General features: G+C 36.1%; 18 protein-coding genes and 1 pseudogene. 10 read left to right on the forward strand and 9 right to left on the reverse strand.

Going from position 1 to position 21,518, the window contains the following annotated elements; translation table 11 throughout:
• Positions 1–2: 2 nt before the first annotated feature.
• From HUS24_RS03285 to HUS24_RS03300, 4 genes are all read right to left on the reverse strand, one after another.
• Positions 3–1,082: a porin gene (locus tag HUS24_RS03285; RefSeq protein WP_173910618.1), complete on the reverse strand. Its 1,080-nt coding sequence runs from the start codon at positions 1,080–1,082 to the stop codon at positions 3–5.
• A 253-nt stretch (positions 1,083–1,335) separates the two neighbouring features.
• Positions 1,336–1,749, reverse strand: a complete 414-nt coding sequence (locus HUS24_RS03290; protein WP_173910619.1) for an HIT family protein — start codon at positions 1,747–1,749, stop codon at positions 1,336–1,338.
• Between the two features lie 52 nt (positions 1,750–1,801).
• Positions 1,802–2,071 carry a YARHG domain-containing protein gene (locus HUS24_RS03295; protein ID WP_173910620.1) on the reverse strand — a complete coding sequence of 90 codons (270 nt, stop codon included), beginning with the start codon at positions 2,069–2,071 and terminating at the stop codon, positions 1,802–1,804.
• 353 nt (positions 2,072–2,424) lie between these two features.
• Positions 2,425–2,709, reverse strand: a complete 285-nt coding sequence (locus HUS24_RS03300) for a hypothetical protein (RefSeq protein ID WP_173910621.1) — start codon at positions 2,707–2,709, stop codon at positions 2,425–2,427.
• A 293-nt stretch (positions 2,710–3,002) separates the two neighbouring features.
• Between HUS24_RS03300 and HUS24_RS03305 the strand changes: the two are divergent.
• Positions 3,003–3,982 (forward strand): annotated as a pseudogene (locus HUS24_RS03305) (transposase).
• Between the two features lie 173 nt (positions 3,983–4,155).
• Here HUS24_RS03305 and HUS24_RS03310 read toward each other — a convergent pair.
• On the reverse strand, positions 4,156–5,667 hold the full coding sequence (locus HUS24_RS03310; RefSeq protein ID WP_173910622.1) for an aldehyde dehydrogenase family protein: 1,512 nt from the start codon (positions 5,665–5,667) through the stop codon (positions 4,156–4,158).
• 308 nt (positions 5,668–5,975) lie between these two features.
• On the opposite strand from HUS24_RS03310, the gene HUS24_RS03315 reads away from it, so the two are divergent.
• Positions 5,976–7,160, forward strand: a complete 1,185-nt coding sequence (locus HUS24_RS03315; RefSeq protein WP_173910623.1) for a transcriptional regulator — start codon at positions 5,976–5,978, stop codon at positions 7,158–7,160.
• A gap of 17 nt (positions 7,161–7,177) precedes the next feature.
• Here HUS24_RS03315 and HUS24_RS03320 read toward each other — a convergent pair whose 3' ends face one another.
• Both HUS24_RS03320 and HUS24_RS03325 read right to left on the reverse strand, forming a co-directional pair.
• Positions 7,178–8,143 (reverse strand): alpha/beta hydrolase, encoded by a 966-nt coding sequence (locus HUS24_RS03320; protein WP_173910624.1) that lies wholly within the window; start codon positions 8,141–8,143, stop codon positions 7,178–7,180.
• 211 nt (positions 8,144–8,354) lie between these two features.
• Positions 8,355–9,527 carry an iron-containing alcohol dehydrogenase gene (locus HUS24_RS03325; RefSeq protein ID WP_173910625.1) on the reverse strand — a complete coding sequence of 391 codons (1,173 nt, stop codon included), beginning with the start codon at positions 9,525–9,527 and terminating at the stop codon, positions 8,355–8,357.
• Positions 9,528–9,803: 276 nt separating this feature from the next.
• On the opposite strand from HUS24_RS03325, the gene HUS24_RS03330 reads away from it, so the two are divergent.
• From HUS24_RS03330 to HUS24_RS03340, 3 genes are all read left to right on the forward strand, one after another.
• The gene (locus tag HUS24_RS03330; protein WP_173910626.1) at positions 9,804–11,837 is read left to right on the forward strand and encodes a hypothetical protein; all 2,034 of its coding nucleotides are present in this window, start codon (positions 9,804–9,806) and stop codon (positions 11,835–11,837) included.
• A 60-nt stretch (positions 11,838–11,897) separates the two neighbouring features.
• Positions 11,898–13,613, forward strand: coding sequence for an AAA family ATPase (locus HUS24_RS03335; protein WP_173910627.1), 1,716 nt, complete (start codon positions 11,898–11,900; stop codon positions 13,611–13,613).
• Positions 13,614–13,704: 91 nt separating this feature from the next.
• A complete protein-coding gene (locus tag HUS24_RS03340; RefSeq protein ID WP_254433825.1) occupies positions 13,705–14,064 on the forward strand; it encodes a 5-carboxymethyl-2-hydroxymuconate Delta-isomerase in 360 nt (119 codons plus the stop codon).
• Between the two features lie 184 nt (positions 14,065–14,248).
• On the opposite strand, the gene HUS24_RS03345 is transcribed toward HUS24_RS03340, so the two are convergent.
• Entirely contained in the window at positions 14,249–14,974 is a 726-nt protein-coding gene (locus HUS24_RS03345) for a glutamine amidotransferase (protein ID WP_173910629.1), read from the reverse strand.
• A gap of 167 nt (positions 14,975–15,141) precedes the next feature.
• Positions 15,142–15,723 carry a TetR/AcrR family transcriptional regulator gene (locus HUS24_RS03350; protein WP_173910630.1) on the reverse strand — a complete coding sequence of 194 codons (582 nt, stop codon included), beginning with the start codon at positions 15,721–15,723 and terminating at the stop codon, positions 15,142–15,144.
• A gap of 104 nt (positions 15,724–15,827) precedes the next feature.
• Here HUS24_RS03350 and HUS24_RS03355 point away from each other — a divergent pair, with 104 nt between their 5' ends.
• From HUS24_RS03355 to HUS24_RS03375, 5 genes are all read left to right on the forward strand, one after another.
• Positions 15,828–16,580, forward strand: a complete 753-nt coding sequence (locus tag HUS24_RS03355) for an SDR family oxidoreductase (protein WP_173910631.1) — start codon at positions 15,828–15,830, stop codon at positions 16,578–16,580.
• Between the two features lie 84 nt (positions 16,581–16,664).
• Positions 16,665–17,258 carry a 2-hydroxychromene-2-carboxylate isomerase gene (locus HUS24_RS03360; protein ID WP_173910632.1) on the forward strand — a complete coding sequence of 198 codons (594 nt, stop codon included), beginning with the start codon at positions 16,665–16,667 and terminating at the stop codon, positions 17,256–17,258.
• 147 nt (positions 17,259–17,405) lie between these two features.
• Positions 17,406–19,883, forward strand: a complete 2,478-nt coding sequence (locus tag HUS24_RS03365; RefSeq protein ID WP_173910633.1) for a heavy metal translocating P-type ATPase — start codon at positions 17,406–17,408, stop codon at positions 19,881–19,883.
• Positions 19,884–19,948: 65 nt separating this feature from the next.
• The gene (gene cueR / locus HUS24_RS03370; RefSeq protein WP_173910634.1) at positions 19,949–20,353 is read left to right on the forward strand and encodes a Cu(I)-responsive transcriptional regulator; all 405 of its coding nucleotides are present in this window, start codon (positions 19,949–19,951) and stop codon (positions 20,351–20,353) included.
• A 543-nt stretch (positions 20,354–20,896) separates the two neighbouring features.
• Positions 20,897–21,490, forward strand: coding sequence for an SRPBCC family protein (locus HUS24_RS03375; RefSeq protein WP_173910635.1), 594 nt, complete (start codon positions 20,897–20,899; stop codon positions 21,488–21,490).
• Positions 21,491–21,518: the final 28 nt, after the last annotated feature.

Below are 21,518 nucleotides of genomic sequence, written 5' to 3' on the forward strand. Positions count from 1 at the left end.
TATTAGAAATTATATTCCATACCTACACCAACAACAGTTTTCTTGTCTTCAGCTTTCCAATCATGCTTCTGCTGAGCCAATACACCATAAAAACGAGTTTGTTTGTTGAAGTTGTAATCAACGCCTACACCATACTGGTCAATTTTACGATCAGCCATACCATTTGCAGTTGTTTCAGCAGATTGATATTGCGCTTTTAAGGTCACTGGTGTTTCAGGAATTGTATAGCCAGCAGTAATCGCCCAAGCTTCTTCTTCAGCAGACGCTGCAAATGGGTTTAATTTTGCAGCAGTTAAAGCAGCAGTAGAAGGAGAGTCTGAAAGTTCAGCATGTTGCCATAAAGCACCAAATACTAAACCTTTAGCACCTAAAGTACCCAAGTCTAATGAGCCAGTAATACGATATGCATCAGATTCAACATCTTTTAAACTAAGAGCAGCGTAGTCACCAGGTACTGCAAAGTTACCAGCAATTGCAGCAGCTAAACCAATGTCTTTGTTCTCATAAGAAATTGAGGTAGAAACGCCACTAAAACTATCATTTTCTTTGGTTGAATATTGAGTAGAATTATGTTCACCCACAAGCGCCATAATATTGAATTGTAGACCTGGAACAATTAAATTTTTGTCTGTTTCAAAACCTACAACGTTTTTAAGACGTTCTTCACCATGCATAGTTTTCGTGATATCTAGGTTTGTATCATCATTAAAGATATCTTGGTATTTACCTGCAGCAGTTTTGAAATAAGAATCGTAGTTACCTGCTTTTAATGTACCGACACCTTTAAATTTAAGACCTAAAAAGCGGTTACGAGCACTCCAGTCAGTATCTGAGCCTGAACCATCTGTAGAAACAGCCCATTCTGCTTGATATACTGCTGCAATATTATCTGTTAAAGCTTCTTCGCCTTTAACCCCAATACGAGAAGCGTTTGAATTTAATTGAGTTTCATCATTATCTGCAAAATCATAGTTTTGAACTTGGTTTAACGAAACATTGAGCTTACCGTACAATGTTGGCGCTGCTTGCGCTGCGCTTAAGCCTAATGATGCAACTGCGGCAGCGAGTAGCACTTTTTTCATTGAGATTTCTCCAAATCAGTTCTGTCGGGCTTGAGCCTGTCACTTTATTGAGTAAGCAAGAAACAAATCTTTACGTGACTTACTAACTTGGATGCAGTATCTGTAAACTTTGTTACAAATGGGTGAAGAGTAGATGACATTTTGATGACGAGATGCAATATCTGATAAAAAAGCAATTGAAAATTGTAAAAAAAATATAATTTAGAATAAAAAATGAGGCTTTAAAGCCTCATTAGAAATATCTGTTTGCGTGTTAAAGCGCAGCTTTGATTTTTTCAGCAAGTAGCTTAATTTTTTCTTGATCACCCATTTGAGCAGCATGTTTACCCAGTTCGTGTACAGAACTAGGAATGAGATGAAAATGTACATGAGGTACAGTTTGACCCGCTGACTCACCTGATAACTGCATGAGGACAATGCCTGGAACATCTAATCCTTTTTTGATTGCATTTGCAATTTTTTGAACGACTTGAATGGTATATGCAGCGGCATCTGGAGGTAAATCAAGTAATGTTATAGCAGGCGTTTTGGGAATGACTAAGGTATGACCATCAGCTTGTGGCATAATGTCCATAAAGGCAAGGACTTGCTCATCTTCGTAGACTTTGATTGCAGGAAGTTCACCACGTAAAATTCGAGCAAATATATTTTGATCATCATAAGCCATTTTTAAATTCCTTATTTGCAATTTTAAAACTATGAAATATTACTATCATACCTTATTTGCATTTTAATTCTTTTTGGCGTTCTGCTATTTGATCGAGTTTTTGTTGTTCTTTTTCAGAAAATTTAGGCTTAGACGTAAAGCAATTTTCATTACCAAACTTTGCTTTTGCTTCTGGATCTTTAAAGCAGAAGCCTTTAGATGCATAAATAACATTATAATCATCTTGAAGCTTTTTACACTCTTGTGCGTTATCTGCTGCAAAAGCAGAAGAACCAATGAACAAGCTGGTTAATGTAAATGCTGTAATAAAAACTTTTTTCATGAGTTTGCCTCAAATGGACATATTGAATTGTCACTTATAGACTTAGATTATAAAGGGCTATTCCTGTTTTTCAATGACGAAAAATTATTGATGTGTAATTTAGATTCATAATTTCTTCATAATAAATATTTAAATAACAAAATATAAGACTAATTAATGTCTAAGCTTATAATATTATTGGTTTTAATTTTTATAATATAATTATAAAACAAAATAGAATATAGCCTAAACGATCCAAACAGGAATTGTAACTAGGAAGAGTAGAGTGTTATAGCCATTTTTTAAATATAATGACTAAAAATCAGAAAAATAAGCTAAACCTCCTTATTCGGAGGTTTTTAAATAAAATATTGTTATGTTGCTGTCATTAAACTATTTTGTTGCATATCCTCAAGCCAGTCGCTAATATCTAATTGATTTGCAATAGAAAAATTATCGTTAATTTGAAAAATGAGCAAGGAATCATGAATACTCATCATATTTGCCAAATGTTGACGAATAATACCAGCTTCATATTTGGTGTTAATTAACCATGTATTTTTGTTAATACGAATTGAATGGTCATAATCTTCAATTGTTTTATGAACCTCATCAAAATGATCTTCATAAATTGAATTTAAAATAATCAAATAGTTCATTGGAACAACCTCCATAAAAGACACTTAAAAATGTCTTTTATTTAAAATGTGATCGATATCACTGTATTTTTAATCTAACATTAAATTTTTATGAAAATTTAGGAAAGTGTCCGACAATATTGTCCTAATCGTTTTTGTTTGGTATAAATTTCCTATTCGATTTACACTACTAGGACTTACGCATTGACAGTATTAAAAAAATGATAAATAAGCTGTATAACATCTAGATGATCAGACAAACCAAACATGCTTCTACAGCTCAATGTACTTTACCCATTTATATGTGATTTCTTATGACAGAACCATATTCTATAAGAGTTGTACGCAACTTGCTGATACCTATCAAATCTCTCACGACAGTGTAAATCGCTTTTTAGAGCGTGAAAATTATTGTCCACAAAATTTATACAACGAGGCTATTCAATACATTGATAACAATAGACTTATTGTCAGTGTAGATGATACTGTATTAGATAAATCTTATAGTCAACATATGGATTTGGTTGGTTTTTTCTGGTCTGGTAAACATCATCGTTCAGTAAAAGGCATCAATCTTATTACCCTGTATGCCACAGATTTGCATGGTAAAAATGTGCCAATCAATTTTAGACTTTATGATAAATCTGAAAGTAAGACTAAAAATGACTATTTTATAGAGATGTTAGAGGAAATTCTTTTATGGGGAGCAAATATTTCTTATGTCACAGGTGATAGTTGGTATGCTGCAACTTCAAATCTAAAAACCATAAGAAATCATGGTATTCGATTTATGTTTGGTATGGACAGTAATCGCAAGGTATCACTTGAAAAAGGGATTTGGCATCAGATTAGGCAGTTACCTGCATTTGAAAATGGGTAAAAAGTGTGGCTCAAAGACTTTGGATTTGTACAATTATTTAAGACTCAGCTCAAAGAACAGCAGAGATTTTATATTGTTTATGATGCTGATGAGTATTTAACCATTGAAAGGTTTCAAAATTTACAGGCAAATCATTGGAAAATTGAGCAATATCACCGAATCATTAAGCAAGTATGTCATATTGAAAAGTTTCAGGTTAGGCGAGCGAAGCTCATTAACAATCATATTTTTGCATCATTAATGGCTTATGTGCAGATACAAAAAATACAATGGAATGATACTTTTATGAATATTTATCAGTGGCAGAAGAGTCTATTTAGACCAATTATTAAGAATTTTATTGATAGTTTTATTTTAAACAAAAACCATCTTCTGCCACAAAAAATTAGTAAAAGAATAGTGCGTAAGTCCTAGATATTTAAAAGTCAGAGATATTTTCATTGTATATGTTCAGATAGAAAATATTGAGTTTTGATGGCTAAACTTAGATTTGAGTAATTCATCATCTTAAATACCAAGTATAAAAACAAAAAAGCGAACCGAAGTTCGCTTTAAGACTTGTATGTTAAAACTCTTTCAGCTTAAGCTTAGAAGAAGCCCATAGCTTTGGTTGAATAGCTTACAAGTAAGTTTTTGGTTTGTTGATAATGATCAAGCATCATTTTGTGGTTTTCACGTCCGATTCCTGATTTTTTATACCCACCAAACGCTGCATGAGCAGGATAGATATGATAGCAGTTTGTCCAAACGCGTCCTGCTTGAATCGCACGACCCGCACGATACGATGTATGTGCTGAACGTGACCAAACCCCTGCGCCTAAACCATACATGGTGTCATTGGCAATTTTAATGGCTTCGTCATAATCTTTAAATGTGGTCACAGATAAAACTGGTCCAAAAATTTCTTCTTGGAAAATTTTCATACTGTTATCACCTTTGAAAATGGTCGGTTCAATATAGAAACCTTGACCAACTTCTTGACGATCACCGCCACCTGTAAGGATTTGAGCGCCTTCAGCACGACCTGTTGCGATACAACCTAAGATTTTATCTTGTTGCTCTTGTGATGCTTGAGCACCAATCATGGTATCGGTATCAAGTGGATGACCCGTTTTAATGCGTTTTACACGCTCAACTGCCATTTCAAGGAATTTATCCGCAATGCTTTCTTGAATCAATGCACGTGAAGGACATGTACAAACTTCACCTTGATTGAGTGCAAACATTGCAAAGCCTTCAAGCGCTTTGTCTAGATAATCATCTTCTTTATCCATCACATCTTCAAAGAAGATGTTTGGTGATTTACCACCAAGTTCCAGTGTCACAGGAATAATATTTTCAGTCGCATATTGCATGATCATTTGACCGACTTGGGTGGAGCCAGTAAATGCGATTTTGGCAATACGTGGATTGGTTGCCAGTGGACGACCGACTTCAACACCATAACCATTAACAATATTTAATACACCTGCTGGAAGAATATCTTGAATCAGTTCTACAAGAACCAAGATACTCGCAGGGGTTTGTTCCGCAGGTTTCAAGACTATACAGTTACCTGCTGCCAGTGCAGGTGCAAGTTTCCATGCTGCCATTAAAATCGGGAAGTTCCATGGAATAATTTGACCAACTACACCTAATGGCTCATGGAAATGGTAGGCAATGGTATCTTCATCAATTTCAGAAATACCGCCTTCTTGTGCGCGTAAGCAACCAGCAAAATAGCGGAAATGGTCGATACATAGCGGAATATCTGCTGCTAAGGTTTCACGGATAGGTTTACCATTTTCCCAAGTTTCAGCAACAGCAAGAAGTTCTAAATTTTCTTCCAAACGATCAGCAATTTTTAATAAAATATTTGAACGTGTGGTAGGTGAACTGCTGTTCCATGCGGCTTTAGCTGCATGTGCGGCATCCAGCGCCAACTCAATATCTTCAGCAGAAGAACGAGGCACTTTGGTAAATACTTGACCATTGACTGGAGAAATATTATCAAAATATTCACCTTTTACTGGTGCAACCCATTTGCCACCAATAAAGTTTTCATATTGTGCTTTAAATTGTACTTTTGAACCTTCAGTATTTGGATCTGCATAGCGCATAAGAATTTCCCTTTACTTATTTTAACGTTGCAAGGATGACGAATAATTTCGTCAGTTTTGGTTGATTCGAGCTTATGAAATAAAAGGTTGGTAAAAGGTTGGAGTTAAAAATTAAGATTTGAGCTATGCTTTAAATTTTAGCAGTATTTTCTTTTATATAAGATGTTTGAGAAAATTAGATACACTTTAAATTTAACTAACGCTTTGGTAGTAAATGCCTTGACCCTGATTGAATATTTTGCAAACAATGGTGTAAAGAGGGGAACAATAAATAGAATTGCACGTAAAAATGACATGGATGTAAAAGGGTGTTGAATATGCAAAACTTAATGCAAAAGCGTCAGCAAATTGAAAAGTTTAGACAAAGTAGTAGCTTATCCTTACATCAAGCCGATCAACTGGGTCAAAGTATTGTAAGTTCTTGGCAACGCTCACAACAAGCAGATATCCCGATTGACCGTGAAGCAGCGCCATTACAAACTCAAAAAAATAATAAAAATAAAGGTGCCTTAGAAGTTGCATTAGATCACTGTGCTGATGAGCTTAAACATATTGCAGAACAATCAGCAATGGTGATTGCAGTAGGAGATGTGGGCAGCACCATTATGTGGTCTGCTGCGAGTGGAAAAATGCGTAATGCAGCGGAGAAAGTCCATTTTGTTGAGGGTGGACAATGGCGTGAAGATTTAGTCGGTACCAATGCTTTGGCATTGTCATTGAAAACACAGCAGTCAAGTTGTGTTTTTTCCAACGAACATTATATGAGTTCCATTCATGATTGGGTGTGTTATGCAGCACCTGTGATTGACCCTTATTCCAAAAATGTTTTAGGTGTGATTGATCTATCAACCACATGGAATAATCACAATAGTTTAGGTTTGCTGGCGGCTGAGCGCTGTGCATCCATTTTGCAGTCCGCATTGTTAAATTATCAGCAGCAACAATTATTTATTCGGGCTTTTGCCGTTCCTCAAGTTTTATTTAATGGCAAAATTGTGGTGCTTACGCCACGTCAAATTGAAATTTTAACTATTTTGGCTTTATGCCCACAAGGTTTGAATTTGGAAAGCTTACATCAGGCTTTATATGGTGAACGTAAAGTCAGTATGGGAACTTTAAAAGCGGAAATGTCTCAGCTACGTGAAATTTTAGGTGGAATGTTAGGTTCTCGTCCTTATCGTTTACTGGCACACGTAGAAGCAGATTTTTTACAAGCTGAAAATGCATTAGATGCAGGCTATACCGAGTCAGCATTAAAATTATGTAAAGGTGTATTTTTAGCAAAAACAGAAAGCCCATTTTTATGTGCGTGGCGTGACTGTTTAGAATCTCGTTTGAGTGAAGCCATTTTTAAAGCCAATGAGTCGGATGTTCTACTCAAACATTTGGCACATTTCCCAGAAGCGATTGACGCTGTTGAGCGATTGATTGAGCTGACACCTGTAGAATATCCAGCACATCAAATGCTCATGAAGTATAAAGATGAGCATTGATGTGTGTTTTTAGGCGTTTATTTTTGCTTTTCAGCAAGCCATGTGAAAAGTTTGGAATACACTTCGCTACGAACAGGTGCTTCTGACAAAACTAAATCATGTAGTCCATTTTGAATTGTCATTACAGTGACATCACCTTGTAATTTTTTTGCGAATTTGATGATGTCTTTTACTTCTAAGATCACATCAGTTGTTTGTGCATCTCGATTAAATTTCTTGGGATAGGTGGTTTTGTGTGAATGCATAATTAATGCAGGTACATTGATCTGAGCGCCTTGATGTATTTCTTTTTGAGCTTCAAAAATTGCACGGACAAAGCTTAAATAAACAAAAGGATAGGCTTTTTTCTTCCAGTCTAAATTGAAATCCCATTCACCTTTTAAGCTTTGATGTAAACTGCTTGTATACCATTTATTTAATTCGCTGGGAAATTTAACACTAGGAAGATGTTTGGCTAAAGCACTCAGTTTAGGCAAAGCAAATTTCTTTTTCCAAAGTGGCGCATTAAAATCATAAAATGGGCTATTACACCATAATGCTTTGATCAATGGATGCTGTGGATGATGCGCCGCATATAAGGTAGCCGTTAGTCCACCCGTAGAATGTCCTGCCAGTACTACATGATCATGCTTTTCTTGTCCAATAATTTCAAGTGCCGCTGTAATTTCTGCATTATATTCGTTTAAATTCAGCACATAATAATATTTTTGATGGGGCAAAATTGAGCGACCATATTTTCTTAGATCAAGTGCATAAAAATCATAACCATGCTGATTAAATTGTTCAGCCATTTCAGTTTGAAAAAAATAGTCGATAAAACCATGAATATACAGAACAGCTTTATCGGTTGCTCGTTGCGCTTTTTTTCGAACAAGTGTTGCAACGACTTTGCCTTCATAATCATCTGGAAAATTTAAAGTAAGTTGTTCATAACCTGCACCTAATAGGTCTGGTGCGTAAGTTGTATTATGCTGTATTGCCATTTTTATACCCAAATCAAGTGAGTTGTTTCTCCTTGATCATAAAATGTTTTTGCTCAATGATGAAGTGCTTAATTTTTATTAAACTTTTTAATTTAAATAACACGTGATTTTTAATTCGCTATGAGACAATCTTTATAAAAAAAGGAATATCACCGAAGTGATATTCCAAAGGTCACAGGAAGTAAACTAAAGATTTGGGAGAGGTTTTAACTTACATAGCCGCTTCAAAAATTGAAATAACTTGTGCATCTGTCGCTTTACGCGGATTGGTCAGCATACAAGCATCTTTTTGTGCATTTGAGGTCATGACTGCATGATCTTCAGCTTTTACCCCAAGCTCTGCTAAACCTGAAGGAATACCAATCGATACAGATAATTCACGGATGGCATCAATCGCAGCATAGGCAGCTTCAGTTATTGTTAATCCTTCTGTATTTACACCCATGAGCTGTGCAATTTTTGCATAACGGTCTGGGCAAGCGATCAAGTTAAATTCACAAACATGCGGTAATAAGATCGCATTACACACGCCATGTGGAAGGTTGTAGAAACCACCCAGTTGGTGCGCCATGGCATGCACATAACCGAGTGAAGCGTTGTTAAATGCCATACCTGCAAGATATTGTGCGTATGCCATTGCATCACGTGCCTCGATATTTTCACCATTGGCAACGGCTGGGCGTAACCATTCACTGATCATACTGATGGCTTTTTCAGCACAAGCATCTGTAATTGGGTTGGCAGCAGTCGATACATAAGCTTCTACTGCATGCGTTAAAGCATCCATTCCTGTTGCTGCGGTTAATGCAGCGGGTTTAGCAATCATGAGCTTAGGATCATCAATAGCAACTAACGGTGTGCAACGCCAGTCTACAATTGCCATTTTGACGTGTGTTTCAGTATTGGTAATGATACAGAAACGGGTCATTTCCGATGCTGTACCTGCTGTGGTATTGATTGCGACAAGAGGTGTCATCGGCACTTTACTTTGATCAATACCTTCATAATCACGGATATGACCACCGCCTGCAGTAACTAAACCAATTCCTTTGGCACAGTCATGCGAAGAACCCCCACCTAAAGAAACAATAAAGTCACAGCCATTATCCGTATATTCTTTTACCCCATTATGGACGTTGATATCCGTTGGGTTTGGCTCAGCACCCGCAAAAACGTGACTGTCTACACCAGCATCTTTTAAATAACCTACAATAATGTCAGCAACGCCAAACTTAAATAAACCTGCATCTGTGACAATCAATGCTTTTTTAGCACCTAAATTTTGAGCTTTGTTACCTACCTCTTTGGCACAACCTGGTCCAAAGAGTGAAACACAAGGAATGTAAAAACCGTTTGTTTGATCTGCAATATTTTTAAAAGCCATGGTGCGATTCCTTCTACCATATTTGTTATCGTCCGAAAGGTGTGGATCACCTTGAGAATGAGTATTGCGTGAAGGATTGTATTTTTATACCTACTAAATACCTACCAAATAAAAAGTAAATAAAATAAATACTTTATTTAAAATTCATCTCTTAAAGTTAATTTAAACTGAGAAAATAGTCACAAAAAATAAAGCTAAAAATAAAACAAATCTCTAAATGAGAAGGCTTATAATAAGTTGGGGTTAGGGAATACTTGAAATGAGAAATATATTCATATGTTGCAATTGGATGAACAACAACACATAAATCCACATCAGTGGACGGCACAAAAGCTATTGGCTATTGCGCCAGTATTGCAACAGATATTTCATGATCAATGGGTATTTTTAGCGGATATGAATGCCCAAAATATGTTGCAAATGCATGTGGAAACTAAGCAACTTTCTATAGCAAATGGATTATTATGCATTGATTTTAATAATGAAAATGATCTATTGCAGTTGCGTGTTCAAGACACACAACTGAGCTTTGATAAAATTTCTAAATTTATTTTACAAGAAATTACTTTTTTTACAGGGAATCGTTTATCGCAACATCCAACCACAGTAAAAACCAAAGTTCAGGTTTTACGTCAGATGCTGATGGAACAAGTGTTTGAATGGGTAGATGCTGAAAATCATATTGAACAATTTATTTATACGATTTCAGAACAAGATGCTGAGCTGATTGATCAACTTTTGATGCAACAGCACTATTATGACCAACCGCATCTAACTGAGTTTGCACAACAAGGCAGACAAATTCCTTTGGAAGTTGAGCTCAATATCAAGCATTTATGTTTGGTCAATTCAGTGAAAGGTGAACACTTTATTGCCGTAAATGAGCTGATCCCGATTTATGAGGAATTATGTTTTTCCGCACAGCAATTTTTACCTGAAGAAATTTATCATTTACTACAGTGTTTTTATCCTGAACAGTTTAATTTAATTCATTTACTTGATCGACAACAAGATTTTCAATTGTTACGTCAACATGCGAAAGAAAAACCCAATGTCATTGCCTATGCAAAATTAATGCATCGTGGCTATTGGCAATATCAAGACTTACTCGATAAAAAGCATTTCTTAGATGCAAAATGTTCGTATTGGGATGATACGAAACTGACGCATTTACCTGTTTTTTATCAAGTTAAAGCAGTGAATTGGCTATTTAAACAAAATCTTGAATTGAATTTGTGGCTGAGTCAATCTATACAAAATCCAAACTTACGAGTTGCGGTGACCGCATTAAGTTTTGTGGATTGTAGTCGTATTCAGCCAAATGTGATTTTATTGACGTTAAAATATTTTCAAAATATTGCTGCGCGTTTATTTTTATTCGATTGCCAAGATCTCTCAGAACAACAACAGTGGTTTTTAAATCCTGAAAATCAAAAATACCGTTTAAATGAAAATCGTGAGCATTTAGATCAGAAAATTGCCATCAGTGCTTCCATGTTATACATCGAAGAATGGTTAGAATTGGTTCATCTTTTATCTCAAAATAACACAAAACGAGTTAAGCAATGTTATGCAAAACTCAGTCGAGTGATGCAAGCTTATATGCTGTTTTTACAGCAGCGTATACAAAACTTACCTAAAGCATTGTGGGATTTTATTGATCCTAAAACTCATCAACAGCATGATTTTTTTAAGGCTTTAAGACGGTCAAAATTAGAAGTTTCTGAGTTTCGTCAATATTTTCGACACCAATTCAACAACCAAACGCGTTCAATCAGCATTTTTGATGCTTATGTGGCTGATTATTTACTTGATCATTTTTCACAACATCATGTTTTAAATAAAAATCTGACTTGGCAAGGATTATTCCATCAAGCATATCAATGGCATCAACAACTTGAGTTTGATACGACTTTAAACTATTTGAAAAATAGAATTGATATTGAACAATGGCAACGGATTTCACCTGAAGCGATTATGTATTTTGAGGGTTGGTGCTTTGAGGAACTACATCAATTAGAACGTGTCATTCAAGAATCCGTAGATTATAAACATTGTTTAGCGCATTCATATACTGAACGTATGTTGGCACAGGAATATGTGGCATTTCACATTTACCCAGAAAAACAGCCTGCACAATGTTTAACTTTGGGTTGTATCTATAAAGAAGATCAATTGCATTTTGATCAACTGAAATATCCCAGTAATCGTGCTGCGGATGAAGCGTGTTTAAGCAAGGTTTATGCATTCATTGCAGAATTTAATTTGATGCTACGAAAACGACGTGCAGATGAACGAATTTTGGCTTAAAACTTAACTTTTTTGTCAAAAATCGTTAGGCTATAGCGGTCTGATAAGGTCTAGGTTGTTATGAAACAAGAAACTGCACTGAAACTCATGAAAACAGGTGAAAATGTCTTTTTGACAGGTTCCGCAGGTGCAGGAAAAACCTATACATTAAATCAGTATATAAATTACTTGAAAGTTCGCAAAGTGCCTGTGGCGATTACTGCATCGACAGGGATTGCAGCAACGCATATGAACGGAATGACCATTCATACATGGGCAGGTATCGGCATTAAAGATGTACTTTCAGATGATGATCTGAAACGCATGAAAGAACGTAAATATTTAAAAGAGCATTTGGAAAATGCCCAAGTATTGATTATTGATGAAATTTCGATGTTGCATGCCAAGCAACTGAATCTGGTTAATCAAGTTTTAAAATATTTTAAAGAATCGGATGACGCTTTTGGTGGGATACAAGTCATTGCCGCAGGAGATTTTTTCCAGTTACCCCCTGTAGGAAAAAATGATGAAAAAAACCGTGATAAGTTTTGTTTTATGTCAAATGCATGGGTCGAAGCTAAGTTTCGGGTATGCTATTTGACTGAGCAACATCGCCAAGATGATTCTGCTCTAAATGATATTTTAAATGCAATTCGTTCACAGAACATTCAACAGCAGCATATCCAAGCTTTACACAACACTCGAAATCAAGACATTGGTGATACTTATACGCGTTTATATACCCATAATATGGATGTAGACAGCATTAACTTTAAACATTTAAATGAAATTTCAGGCACAGAGCACCAATTTGTTGCGGTCACAGACGGCAATGAAAAATTAATTGAAACTTTAAAATCTTCGGTACGTGCGCCTGATGAGTTGACTCTAAAAAAACATGCTAAGGTGATGTTTGTTAAAAATAATTTTGACATGGGCTATATTAACGGCAGTTTAGGGGAAGTGATTGGTTTTGAAGAAGATGATGAACTCGGGGTATTACCAAAAGTAAAACTTACCGATGGTACGACGCTATTGGTTGAGCCTGAAACATGGTCGGTAGACAATGACGCAGGCAAAACTATTGCCAGTTTACAACAAGTGCCTTTACGTCTGGCATGGGCGATCACCATTCATAAGTCGCAAGGCATGACTTTAGAAGCTGCTGAAATTAATTTGTCGCATACTTTTGAAAAAGGGCAAGGCTATGTGGCATTGTCCCGTTTAAAATCAATAGACGGCTTACGCTTACTTGGTTTTAATGAACAAGCTTTAGAGTTGGATAGTTTAGCCATTAAAGCAGATCGTCGTTTTCAGGAGCTTTCACTTGAGGCGGAACAGCATTTCTCTGAAGAAGATTTAACCGTTCAACATAATGCTTTTATTCGCCATTGTGGTGGAACATTGAACGCTTCAGAAATTCAACGCAATGAGAAAAAGTTAGAAAAAAGTGCAGGCAAAACCAATTATGCCACCGCAACTTTAGATGAAACGCGTGAACTATTTGAAAATGGCTATGAAATTCAAGATATTGCTCATGAACGAGGCTTGACACCTGCAACCATTATTAATCATTTGGCAAAACTGCATCGTGAGCAAGGCTTGGATATTTCTGTGGCAAGTCCAGGTGAAGATGTATTAGAACAAGTGCGTAAAATTTATAAAAAATTGCAGAAACGCCAAGACCCTAATCATTTTAATGAAGATGGTGCAATTAAACTACGCCCGATTGTTGAGTTGAGTAATCCAAAAATGGGTTATGATCAAGTACGTTTGGCTTTATTGTTCATTGAGTAGTTTTTAATATTGAAAAAGATATTGAATATTACATTAAATTACTTTAATTTGATCAAGTAAAATTTTTAGAAGGAACTTTGTTGTGCCACAAATGATTGTTGAATATTCAGATAATATTAGAAATCTGGATCATCACGCGCTTATGTTAGATTTGAATCATGCATTATTTAATACAGGTTTGATTGATCATCCTTTTAATATCAAAACACGTATACGTGCAAATCAAGATTTTTTGATTGGTTTTGGTGACAATAACCAAGCATATATTCATGTACGTTTAGGCATCATGACAGGACGTAGCTTAGAACAACGAAAATTAATTTCAGATCAATTATTTGGTTGTTTAAAAAACTTTGAAAAATATCAAGCAACAGGCTTAGAAGTGCAATTATGTGTAGAAATTGCTGAGATGCTTAGGGATGTTTATGGAAAAACCAGCGTTCTGAAGTGATGTATAAAGATTATCTATTATATAAAAAGAGAGGTTTAGAATAATCGTGTCATATTATTTTTAAAAACAATATTGCACTATTATTCTTATTTTCCATAAATAATATCAGTTAGTTACAATTAAAACATGGCTATGAAGTAAAGCTTGATTGAGTGCTTTAATTCGGATGACAATCACGTTTATTTCACTGTAACTTTGAATCCTGTTGTAATTGTTGCAAATATAGCTGAAAAATTTCTTGTGCTTTCGGTTCTAAGTGTGCTGCAAATTTTTGATTATCAGCACGTAAAGTGGGAATATTCAATCCAGCATTGCGTAACTCACACGTATGTCCGATTAACCATTTTTCCAAACTATTTGCTGCAACTTCTATATGAAACTGTAAAGCGAGAATATTCGATTCAATACGGAAAGCTTGGTTTGGATACAGGTCTGAACTTGCAAGCAATTCAGCATTTTCAGGTAAATCAAAAGTATCGCCATGCCAATGTAAAACTTCAGTATTTTCTAAAGCGAGTAGAGGGTTGTTGGGTAAATTTTTAATGTCTAATTTAGACCAACCAATTTCTTTTTGATGTCCTGCATAGACTTTTGCACCCAAAGCATGTGCAATCAATTGTGCACCTAAACAAATTCCAATAGTTGGACGTTTTTGTTGAAGACGTTGTTTTAGATACTTAATTTCATCATTTAAAAAAGGATAATCTTCGGTTTCATAAACGCCAATTGGGCCACCTAAAATGATGAGTAAGCCTTCATGTTCAAAGGCTTTTCTAAGATCATCAACGCCAGCTTCAAAATAACGTACACGATAACCGAGTTGATAAAAAATATCTTCAAGGCTGCCTAAGTCTTCAAATGCTAAATGTTGAATCGCATAAATGGTTTTAGGAAAGTTGCTATTTGTCATGCGTTTTTATCATATGTAAAATTTTAAAAATACTGTAGCAAAAGCGCAGAAAAAAATAAAAGCCATTCCAGAAAAATTGATAGACAATACACAAAAAGCACACGAATTTAAGTAATTTTTAAATAAGTAATTCTCAACAAATGTTCACTGTAATTTAAGTCTTTTACTTAAAGCTTCTGTTGAGCTTGATGTTGTTTTAGTGCGGTATGAATAAAGTATTTACTTGATTCTAAAATAGATCGTCGAATGTTGTCATCTAACACACTTCTTGCCAATAAAATTGCACCTACCAATTGCGACATAAAACCCCAAGCCAATTGCGCATCACCTAAATGTTGTTCAAAAAGCTGATAGCCTCGTATGAGTTCTTGTTGATAGGCAAGTTTAATTTCATTGTCAGCACGTGCAACTTCAACGGCAAGAGTAGGTAAAATACAGCCATGATCGGGATGATTTAAGTGTTGTTCCGATAAATAACGCTCAAGTTCAAAATCAACCCACGCTCCAATTTCATTGTGTGGATTTTTTTGCCATAAATGAACGCTACGTTGTAATTCATTTTCTAATAGTGCTTTAAAGAGTTCATTTTTAGAAGAAAAATGCGAATAAAAAGCACCACTGGTCACACCAGCAGCTTTCATAAAACTGTCTACACCTGTGGCTTGAAAACCATTTTTTTTTGCTAACTGTCCAGAGATTGTGAGCAATTCTTGTCGTTTTTGTTGTTTATAACCTGCTTTATATCGCATACAAAATCCCACTATCTTTTTCTTGACGCTGTTTAAAAACTATAACATAGTAATCGTTATGGTAACGATCGTTATTTTATAAAAATGCGAAAAAGGAACAATAAATGAGTGAAATATTGCATGAAAATCAGCAACAGAAAAAAGTCGCATTAGTGATTGGTGCGGGTGATGCAACAGGTGGAGCAATTGCTAAACGCTTTGCCAAAGGTGAGTATACCACTTGTATGACACGTCGTAATGCCGATAAATTACAGCCTTTAATTGAGGAAATTCAACAACAAGGTGGTGAAGCTTATGGTTTTGCTTCTGATGCACGTAAAGAAGAACAAGTCATTGAGTTGATTGAACATATAGAAAGTAATATCGGTGCAATTGACGTACTCATTTTTAATATAGGTGCCAATGTGCCCTGTAGTATTTTAGATGAAACTGCACGTAAGTATTTTAAGATTTGGGAAATGGCATGTTTTGCGGCATTTTTGGTGGGTAGAGAAGTTGCAAAACGTATGGTCACTCGCCAACAAGGAACTATTATTTTTACAGGTGCAACAGCAGGCTTGCGTGGCTCTGCCTATTTTGCTGCATTTGCAGGAGCAAAGCATGCTTTGCGTGCATTGGCACAAAGTATGGCACGTGAGTTAGGGCCACAAAATATTCATGTGGCGCATATCGTGGTAGATGGTGCAATTGATACAGAATTTATTGAAACTACTTTTCCAGAAATTTATGCAAAAAAGGATCAAGATGGTATTTTAAACCCTGACCATATTGCTGAAAATTATTGGCATGTGGCACAGCAACCAAGAGATGCTTGGACGCATGAATTAGATTTACGACCGTGGATGGAGAAATGGTGAGCAAATGGTGATCTTGATTTAAACTATCAATTTAAATAAGTTTGTAACTAAGAAAAAGTAAGTTAAACAAAAAAGGAATCAATCATGAATATTATTGAGTTTTATTTTGATGTTGGTAGTCCATATAGCTATGTGGGATTTCATCAAATTCAAAAAATTGCTGAAAAATATCAAGCAGAAATTATATGGAAACCGATTTTGTTAGGTGCTGTTTTTAAAGCGACTGGAAATAATAGTCCGATGGCTGTACCTGCAAAAGCTCAATACTCTATGACCGATTTGAAACGTTGGGCAAAATTGTGGAATATTCCTGTAAAAATGAATCCTAATTTCCCAATCAATACTTTAAATGCAATGCGTTTAATTACCGCTACTCAACTCTTTCAACCTGAACAGTTTTTAAAAGTTCTCACAGGTGTTTTTGATGCGATGTTTCATCATCCTAAAAACTTAAATGAGTTAACTGAATTGCTTCAAGTTGCTGAAAATGTTGGCTTGGATAAAGACCAAGTAGAAGCTTGGCTGAGTGATGAAAAAGTTAAAAATGAGTTGAAATTTTTAACTGAAGAAGCCGTTAAACGTGGTGTTTTTGGTGCACCGACTTGGTTTGTTAAAGATGAAATGTTTTGGGGTGTCGATCATTTACACTTTGTTGAAAATAGCTTAGAGAGCGTTTAAATAAAACATGCCATTGTATATATGCTTGATTATTTATTGCGGTAAATGATGCATGATTTATATTTTAAATTTATCTTAAAAAACTGCTTGACCTTACCATGATGTCAATCTGTATGCTTAAAACAGAATCTTAAATGGGAGGTCAATATGAGCTCACAACAAACAAATGCAGCAGCATATCAAGAAACGTTAACCATTGAGGGGATGACCTGTGCCTCATGTGTAGGACGTGTTGAGAAAGCGCTCAAAAAAGTTGAAGGGGTGGATAGTGCAAATGTCAATCTTGCGACTGAAAAAGCAGTTATCAGCTCAGCACAACCTTTAGATCGTCTTCAGTTAATCAAAGCTGTAGAACGGGCTGGCTATGATGTGGTCGCAGCTCCTGCTATTGAGTTAAGTATTGAAGGGATGACTTGCGCATCTTGTGTAGCACGTGTTGAAAAAGCACTTAAAAAAGTCGAAGGTGTGCAACAAGCCAACGTGAACTTAGCCACTGAACAAGCATGGATTCAAGCAGATGCAAGCGTGAGTAGTGATCGCTTGATTCAAGCTGTAAAAAAAGCAGGCTACGATGCCAAACTCGTTTCAGACAATAAAACTGAACAACAAGATAAAAAAGCCAATGAACTGAACGAATTAAAACGAGATTTAATCATTTCTCTGGTTTTGGCTTTACCTGTTTTTATTTTAGAAATGGGCTCACACATGATTCCTGCATTTCATATGTGGGTCATGCACAATATTGGACAACAACAAAGCTGGTTGATTCAGTTTGTATTAACTACCTTGGTGTTGATTTTTCCTGGCCGTAGATTTTATCAAAAAGGGATTCCTGCATTATTGCGTTTTGCACCCGATATGAACTCTTTGGTAGCAGTCGGAACCTTGGCAGCATATAGCTTTTCATTGGTTGCTACATTTTTACCGCATGTGTTACCCAAAGGTACGGTCAATGTCTACTATGAAGCCGCTGCGGTGATTGTTAGCTTGATTTTGCTTGGACGTTATTTTGAAGCTAAAGCCAAAGGGCGAACCTCCCAAGCTATTCAACATCTCATCGGCATGCAACCGAAAACAGCACGTATTCATCAAAATGGACAGGTGTTAGAAGTCCCAATTTCACAAGTGAACAATGACAATATTGTTGAAATACGTCCAGGTGAGCGCGTGCCTGTAGATGGTGAAGTGGTCGAAGGGCATAGCTATATTGATGAGTCGATGATTACAGGTGAACCTATTCCTGTAGAAAAATCAGAAGGTCAATCTGTTGTCGGCGGCACAATTAACCAAAATGGAACTTTAAATATTCGTGCCACGGCGATTGGAGAGTCTTCAGTTTTAGCACAAATCATTCGTATGGTTGAGCAAGCGCAAGGTTCAAAGTTGCCGATTCAAGCCTTGGTCGATAAAGTTACCATGTGGTTTGTGCCTGTGGTAATGGGCTTAGCACTGTTAACATTTTTGGTTTGGTTTATTTTCGGTCCTGAACCTGCTTTAACTTTTAGCTTGGTTAATGCTGTGGCGGTACTGATTATTGCTTGTCCTTGTGCAATGGGATTAGCAACGCCAACCTCAATTATGGTGGGTACAGGGCGTGGTGCTGAAATGGGCATTTTGTTCCGTAAAGGTGAAGCATTACAATTGTTGCAAGATGTACAAGTGGTTGCAGTCGATAAAACCGGTACATTGACTGAGGGAAAACCGACATTAACCGATTTTCAGGTCTTAGATGGCTTTCGGCGTGAGCAGGTTTTACAAATTGTCGCATCAGTTGAAGCCAAGTCTGAACATCCGATTGCTTTGGCGATTGTGGATGCAGCGCAACAGGAAAATATCAGCTTCTTGCCTGTAACAGCATTTGATTCGGTCACTGGTTCAGGGATTCAAGCCGAAGTAGAAGGGCAAGCTGTTCAAATCGGCGCAGACCGTTATATGCATGAAATCGGTGTGGATGTAAGTGCTTTTGAATCTGAAGCTGCACGTTTAGGTAATGAAGGGAAAACCCCGATTTATGTAGCAATTGGGCAGAAATTAGCGGCAATCGTTGCGGTTGCAGATCCGATTAAAGCATCAACCTATGCTGCAATTGAGGCATTACATAAACTAAATCTCAAAGTTGCGATGATTACAGGCGATAATCGACATACCGCTCAAGCCATCGCCAATAAATTAAAGATTGACCAAGTCGAAGCAGAAGTTTTGCCTGATGGCAAAGTCGATGTGGTGAAACAATTGCAGCAAAAATATGGGCGAGTTGCTTTTGTGGGTGATGGTATTAATGATGCACCTGCTTTAGCGCAAGCGGATGTCGGGATTGCCATAGGTACTGGGACTGATGTCGCAATGGAAGCTGCAGAAGTGGTATTAATGTCAGGCAATTTACAAGGTGTTCCCAATGCGATTGCGCTAAGTAAAGCCACTATTCGCAATATTCACCAAAATTTATTCTGGGCGTTTATTTATAATATCGCTTTGATTCCAATCGCTGCAGGGATTTTATATCCAAGCTTTGGAATTTTACTCTCACCAATCTTTGCCGCAGGCGCAATGGCATTATCCTCAGTATTTGTTTTGGGCAATGCCTTACGTTTAAAATATTTTAATGCAGTTAAATTTGAAGTATAAAAGGTCTCATTTTCAGGGTTTAAATGATCATTTGTTTAAACTCTGAAATCAATCAGGAGCTGAATATGAACATTGGTCAAGTTTCCAAACAGTCTGGCATTTCCAGCAAAATGATTCGTTATTATGAGCAAATTGGTTTATTAGATGAGGCAAAACGTGCCAGTTCAGGCTATCGGGTGTATTCAGATCAAGATTTAAAAACTTTGAGTTTTATTCGCCATGCCCGTGACTTGGGTTTTTCCTCTGAACAAATGAAAGAATTATTGTCTTTATGGAAAAATACCGAACGGCAAAGTGCTGAAGTCAAGCAACTGACGTTACAACATATTCAAGTGTTGAATGAGAAAATCGCACAATTACAAGCGATGGTGAATTTATTGCAACATTCAGCCAATCACTGTTCTGGAAATGAACAAGCAGATTGTGCGATTTTAAAAAATATTGAGTTGGGTGTTGTGGAAGAGAATTAAGTATAGTTGTTGTTTTCGACCTTTCATACATCTAAGTTTCTTAAAATTAATGGAATAATGCGAAATACTCCAAACAATTTGTGATTTATTTTGCAATTATCTCTAATGACGTGTTTTAAATTTAATATGTTAATGTTATTATAATAATATGTGATTCAAAGTTTATACCTGCATCTAACCCAATCGATGCAGGTTTTTTTATTGTCGAAATAATTGAGTAGGTAGCCAAGATTGCTATTGAAAAATTAAATAAAAATGAACTTGAAGAACAATCACCTGAGTCAGCGCAAAAGATCGGGTGAAGCCTTGCAGAGATGCAAGGCTTTTTTGTTTAAGTAGGTAGAATGTATTGCAATGCTTTTATCTAAATAAATCAATAAATAGAACAATCTGTTTCATGAAAGTGAATCGTATTAGCCTAAATATCAGGTTATGATGAATCATTAATCAAGTTTTTGTTTCATACCATTTTATTTGTAAATCGAGTTATGTTGTATGTTTTAATGGCATGCAAGGCATTCTTATAGTGAAGAGGGTTGTTTCATGAAAAAACTTTTATCGGCAACGGTTTTATTGGGCGTGTTGATTTCAGGTGCTACACAAGCAAAGCCTGTGGAAAATGCCCAACCAGCTGAACAAGCAACGAAAAGCGCAGCATTAAATTATTCAACAGGTGGTTATGCCGTTGTTGAAATTCAACGTCCTGTATCAGAGGTTTTTAAAACTTTAACCAATGTGAATAATTGGCCTGAGATTAACAAAGGTGTTACTCAAAAAATTGCGCCAGAAAATGTTCAGGTGGCTAAAAATACAAAGTTTAAAGAAACAATTTCAAGTCTTACGCCAGGTATTAAAGACTGGACAAATGAATGGAATGTTGAAACATATATTCCCAATAAAAAGTTTGTGATTTCAGGCCTAGAAACGTTTGCCTCAGTGCCGATACATTCTCGTATTACTTATGAGTTTTCGGAAAAATCAAAAAATGTAACTACATTTAAACGTTCGATCGATGTAACCCTCGATACAAAATTTATGCAGGGTGCAACAAAACAAGAGATCGAAGCTTTATATATGTTTTTAGGATCGCAATGGGCTATGGCAGATCATCTTAAAAAATATGTGGAAAGCAAATAATCAATCTAAAAAATCATTTAAGATTAAA

It is taken from the genome of Acinetobacter sp. Marseille-Q1618 (genome assembly GCF_902809855.1).
In the GTDB taxonomy this organism is placed as follows: domain Bacteria; phylum Pseudomonadota; class Gammaproteobacteria; order Pseudomonadales; family Moraxellaceae; genus Acinetobacter.

Excerpts from the sequence above, each read along its gene's own strand:
- HUS24_RS03285 (WP_173910618.1), bottom strand. The coding sequence starts at position 1,082 with ATGAAAAAAGTGCTACTCGCTGCCGCAGTTGCATCATTAGGCTTAAGC.
- HUS24_RS03290 (WP_173910619.1), bottom strand. The coding sequence starts at position 1,749 with ATGGCTTATGATGATCAAAATATATTTGCTCGAATTTTACGTGGTGAA.
- HUS24_RS03295 (WP_173910620.1), bottom strand. The coding sequence starts at position 2,071 with ATGAAAAAAGTTTTTATTACAGCATTTACATTAACCAGCTTGTTCATT.
- HUS24_RS03300 (WP_173910621.1), bottom strand. The coding sequence starts at position 2,709 with ATGAACTATTTGATTATTTTAAATTCAATTTATGAAGATCATTTTGAT.
- HUS24_RS03310 (WP_173910622.1), bottom strand. The coding sequence starts at position 5,667 with ATGCGCTATGCAGATCCAAATACTGAAGGTTCAAAAGTACAATTTAAA.
- HUS24_RS03320 (WP_173910624.1), bottom strand. The coding sequence starts at position 8,143 with ATGGCAATACAGCATAATACAACTTACGCACCAGACCTATTAGGTGCA.
- HUS24_RS03325 (WP_173910625.1), bottom strand. The coding sequence starts at position 9,527 with ATGGCTTTTAAAAATATTGCAGATCAAACAAACGGTTTTTACATTCCT.
- HUS24_RS03330 (WP_173910626.1), top strand. The coding sequence starts at position 9,804 with ATGTTGCAATTGGATGAACAACAACACATAAATCCACATCAGTGGACG.
- HUS24_RS03335 (WP_173910627.1), top strand. The coding sequence starts at position 11,898 with ATGAAACAAGAAACTGCACTGAAACTCATGAAAACAGGTGAAAATGTC.
- HUS24_RS03340 (WP_254433825.1), top strand. The coding sequence starts at position 13,705 with ATGATTGTTGAATATTCAGATAATATTAGAAATCTGGATCATCACGCG.
- HUS24_RS03345 (WP_173910629.1), bottom strand. The coding sequence starts at position 14,974 with ATGACAAATAGCAACTTTCCTAAAACCATTTATGCGATTCAACATTTA.
- HUS24_RS03350 (WP_173910630.1), bottom strand. The coding sequence starts at position 15,723 with ATGCGATATAAAGCAGGTTATAAACAACAAAAACGACAAGAATTGCTC.
- HUS24_RS03355 (WP_173910631.1), top strand. The coding sequence starts at position 15,828 with ATGAGTGAAATATTGCATGAAAATCAGCAACAGAAAAAAGTCGCATTA.
- HUS24_RS03360 (WP_173910632.1), top strand. The coding sequence starts at position 16,665 with ATGAATATTATTGAGTTTTATTTTGATGTTGGTAGTCCATATAGCTAT.
- HUS24_RS03365 (WP_173910633.1), top strand. The coding sequence starts at position 17,406 with ATGAGCTCACAACAAACAAATGCAGCAGCATATCAAGAAACGTTAACC.
- cueR (WP_173910634.1), top strand. The coding sequence starts at position 19,949 with ATGAACATTGGTCAAGTTTCCAAACAGTCTGGCATTTCCAGCAAAATG.
- HUS24_RS03375 (WP_173910635.1), top strand. The coding sequence starts at position 20,897 with ATGAAAAAACTTTTATCGGCAACGGTTTTATTGGGCGTGTTGATTTCA.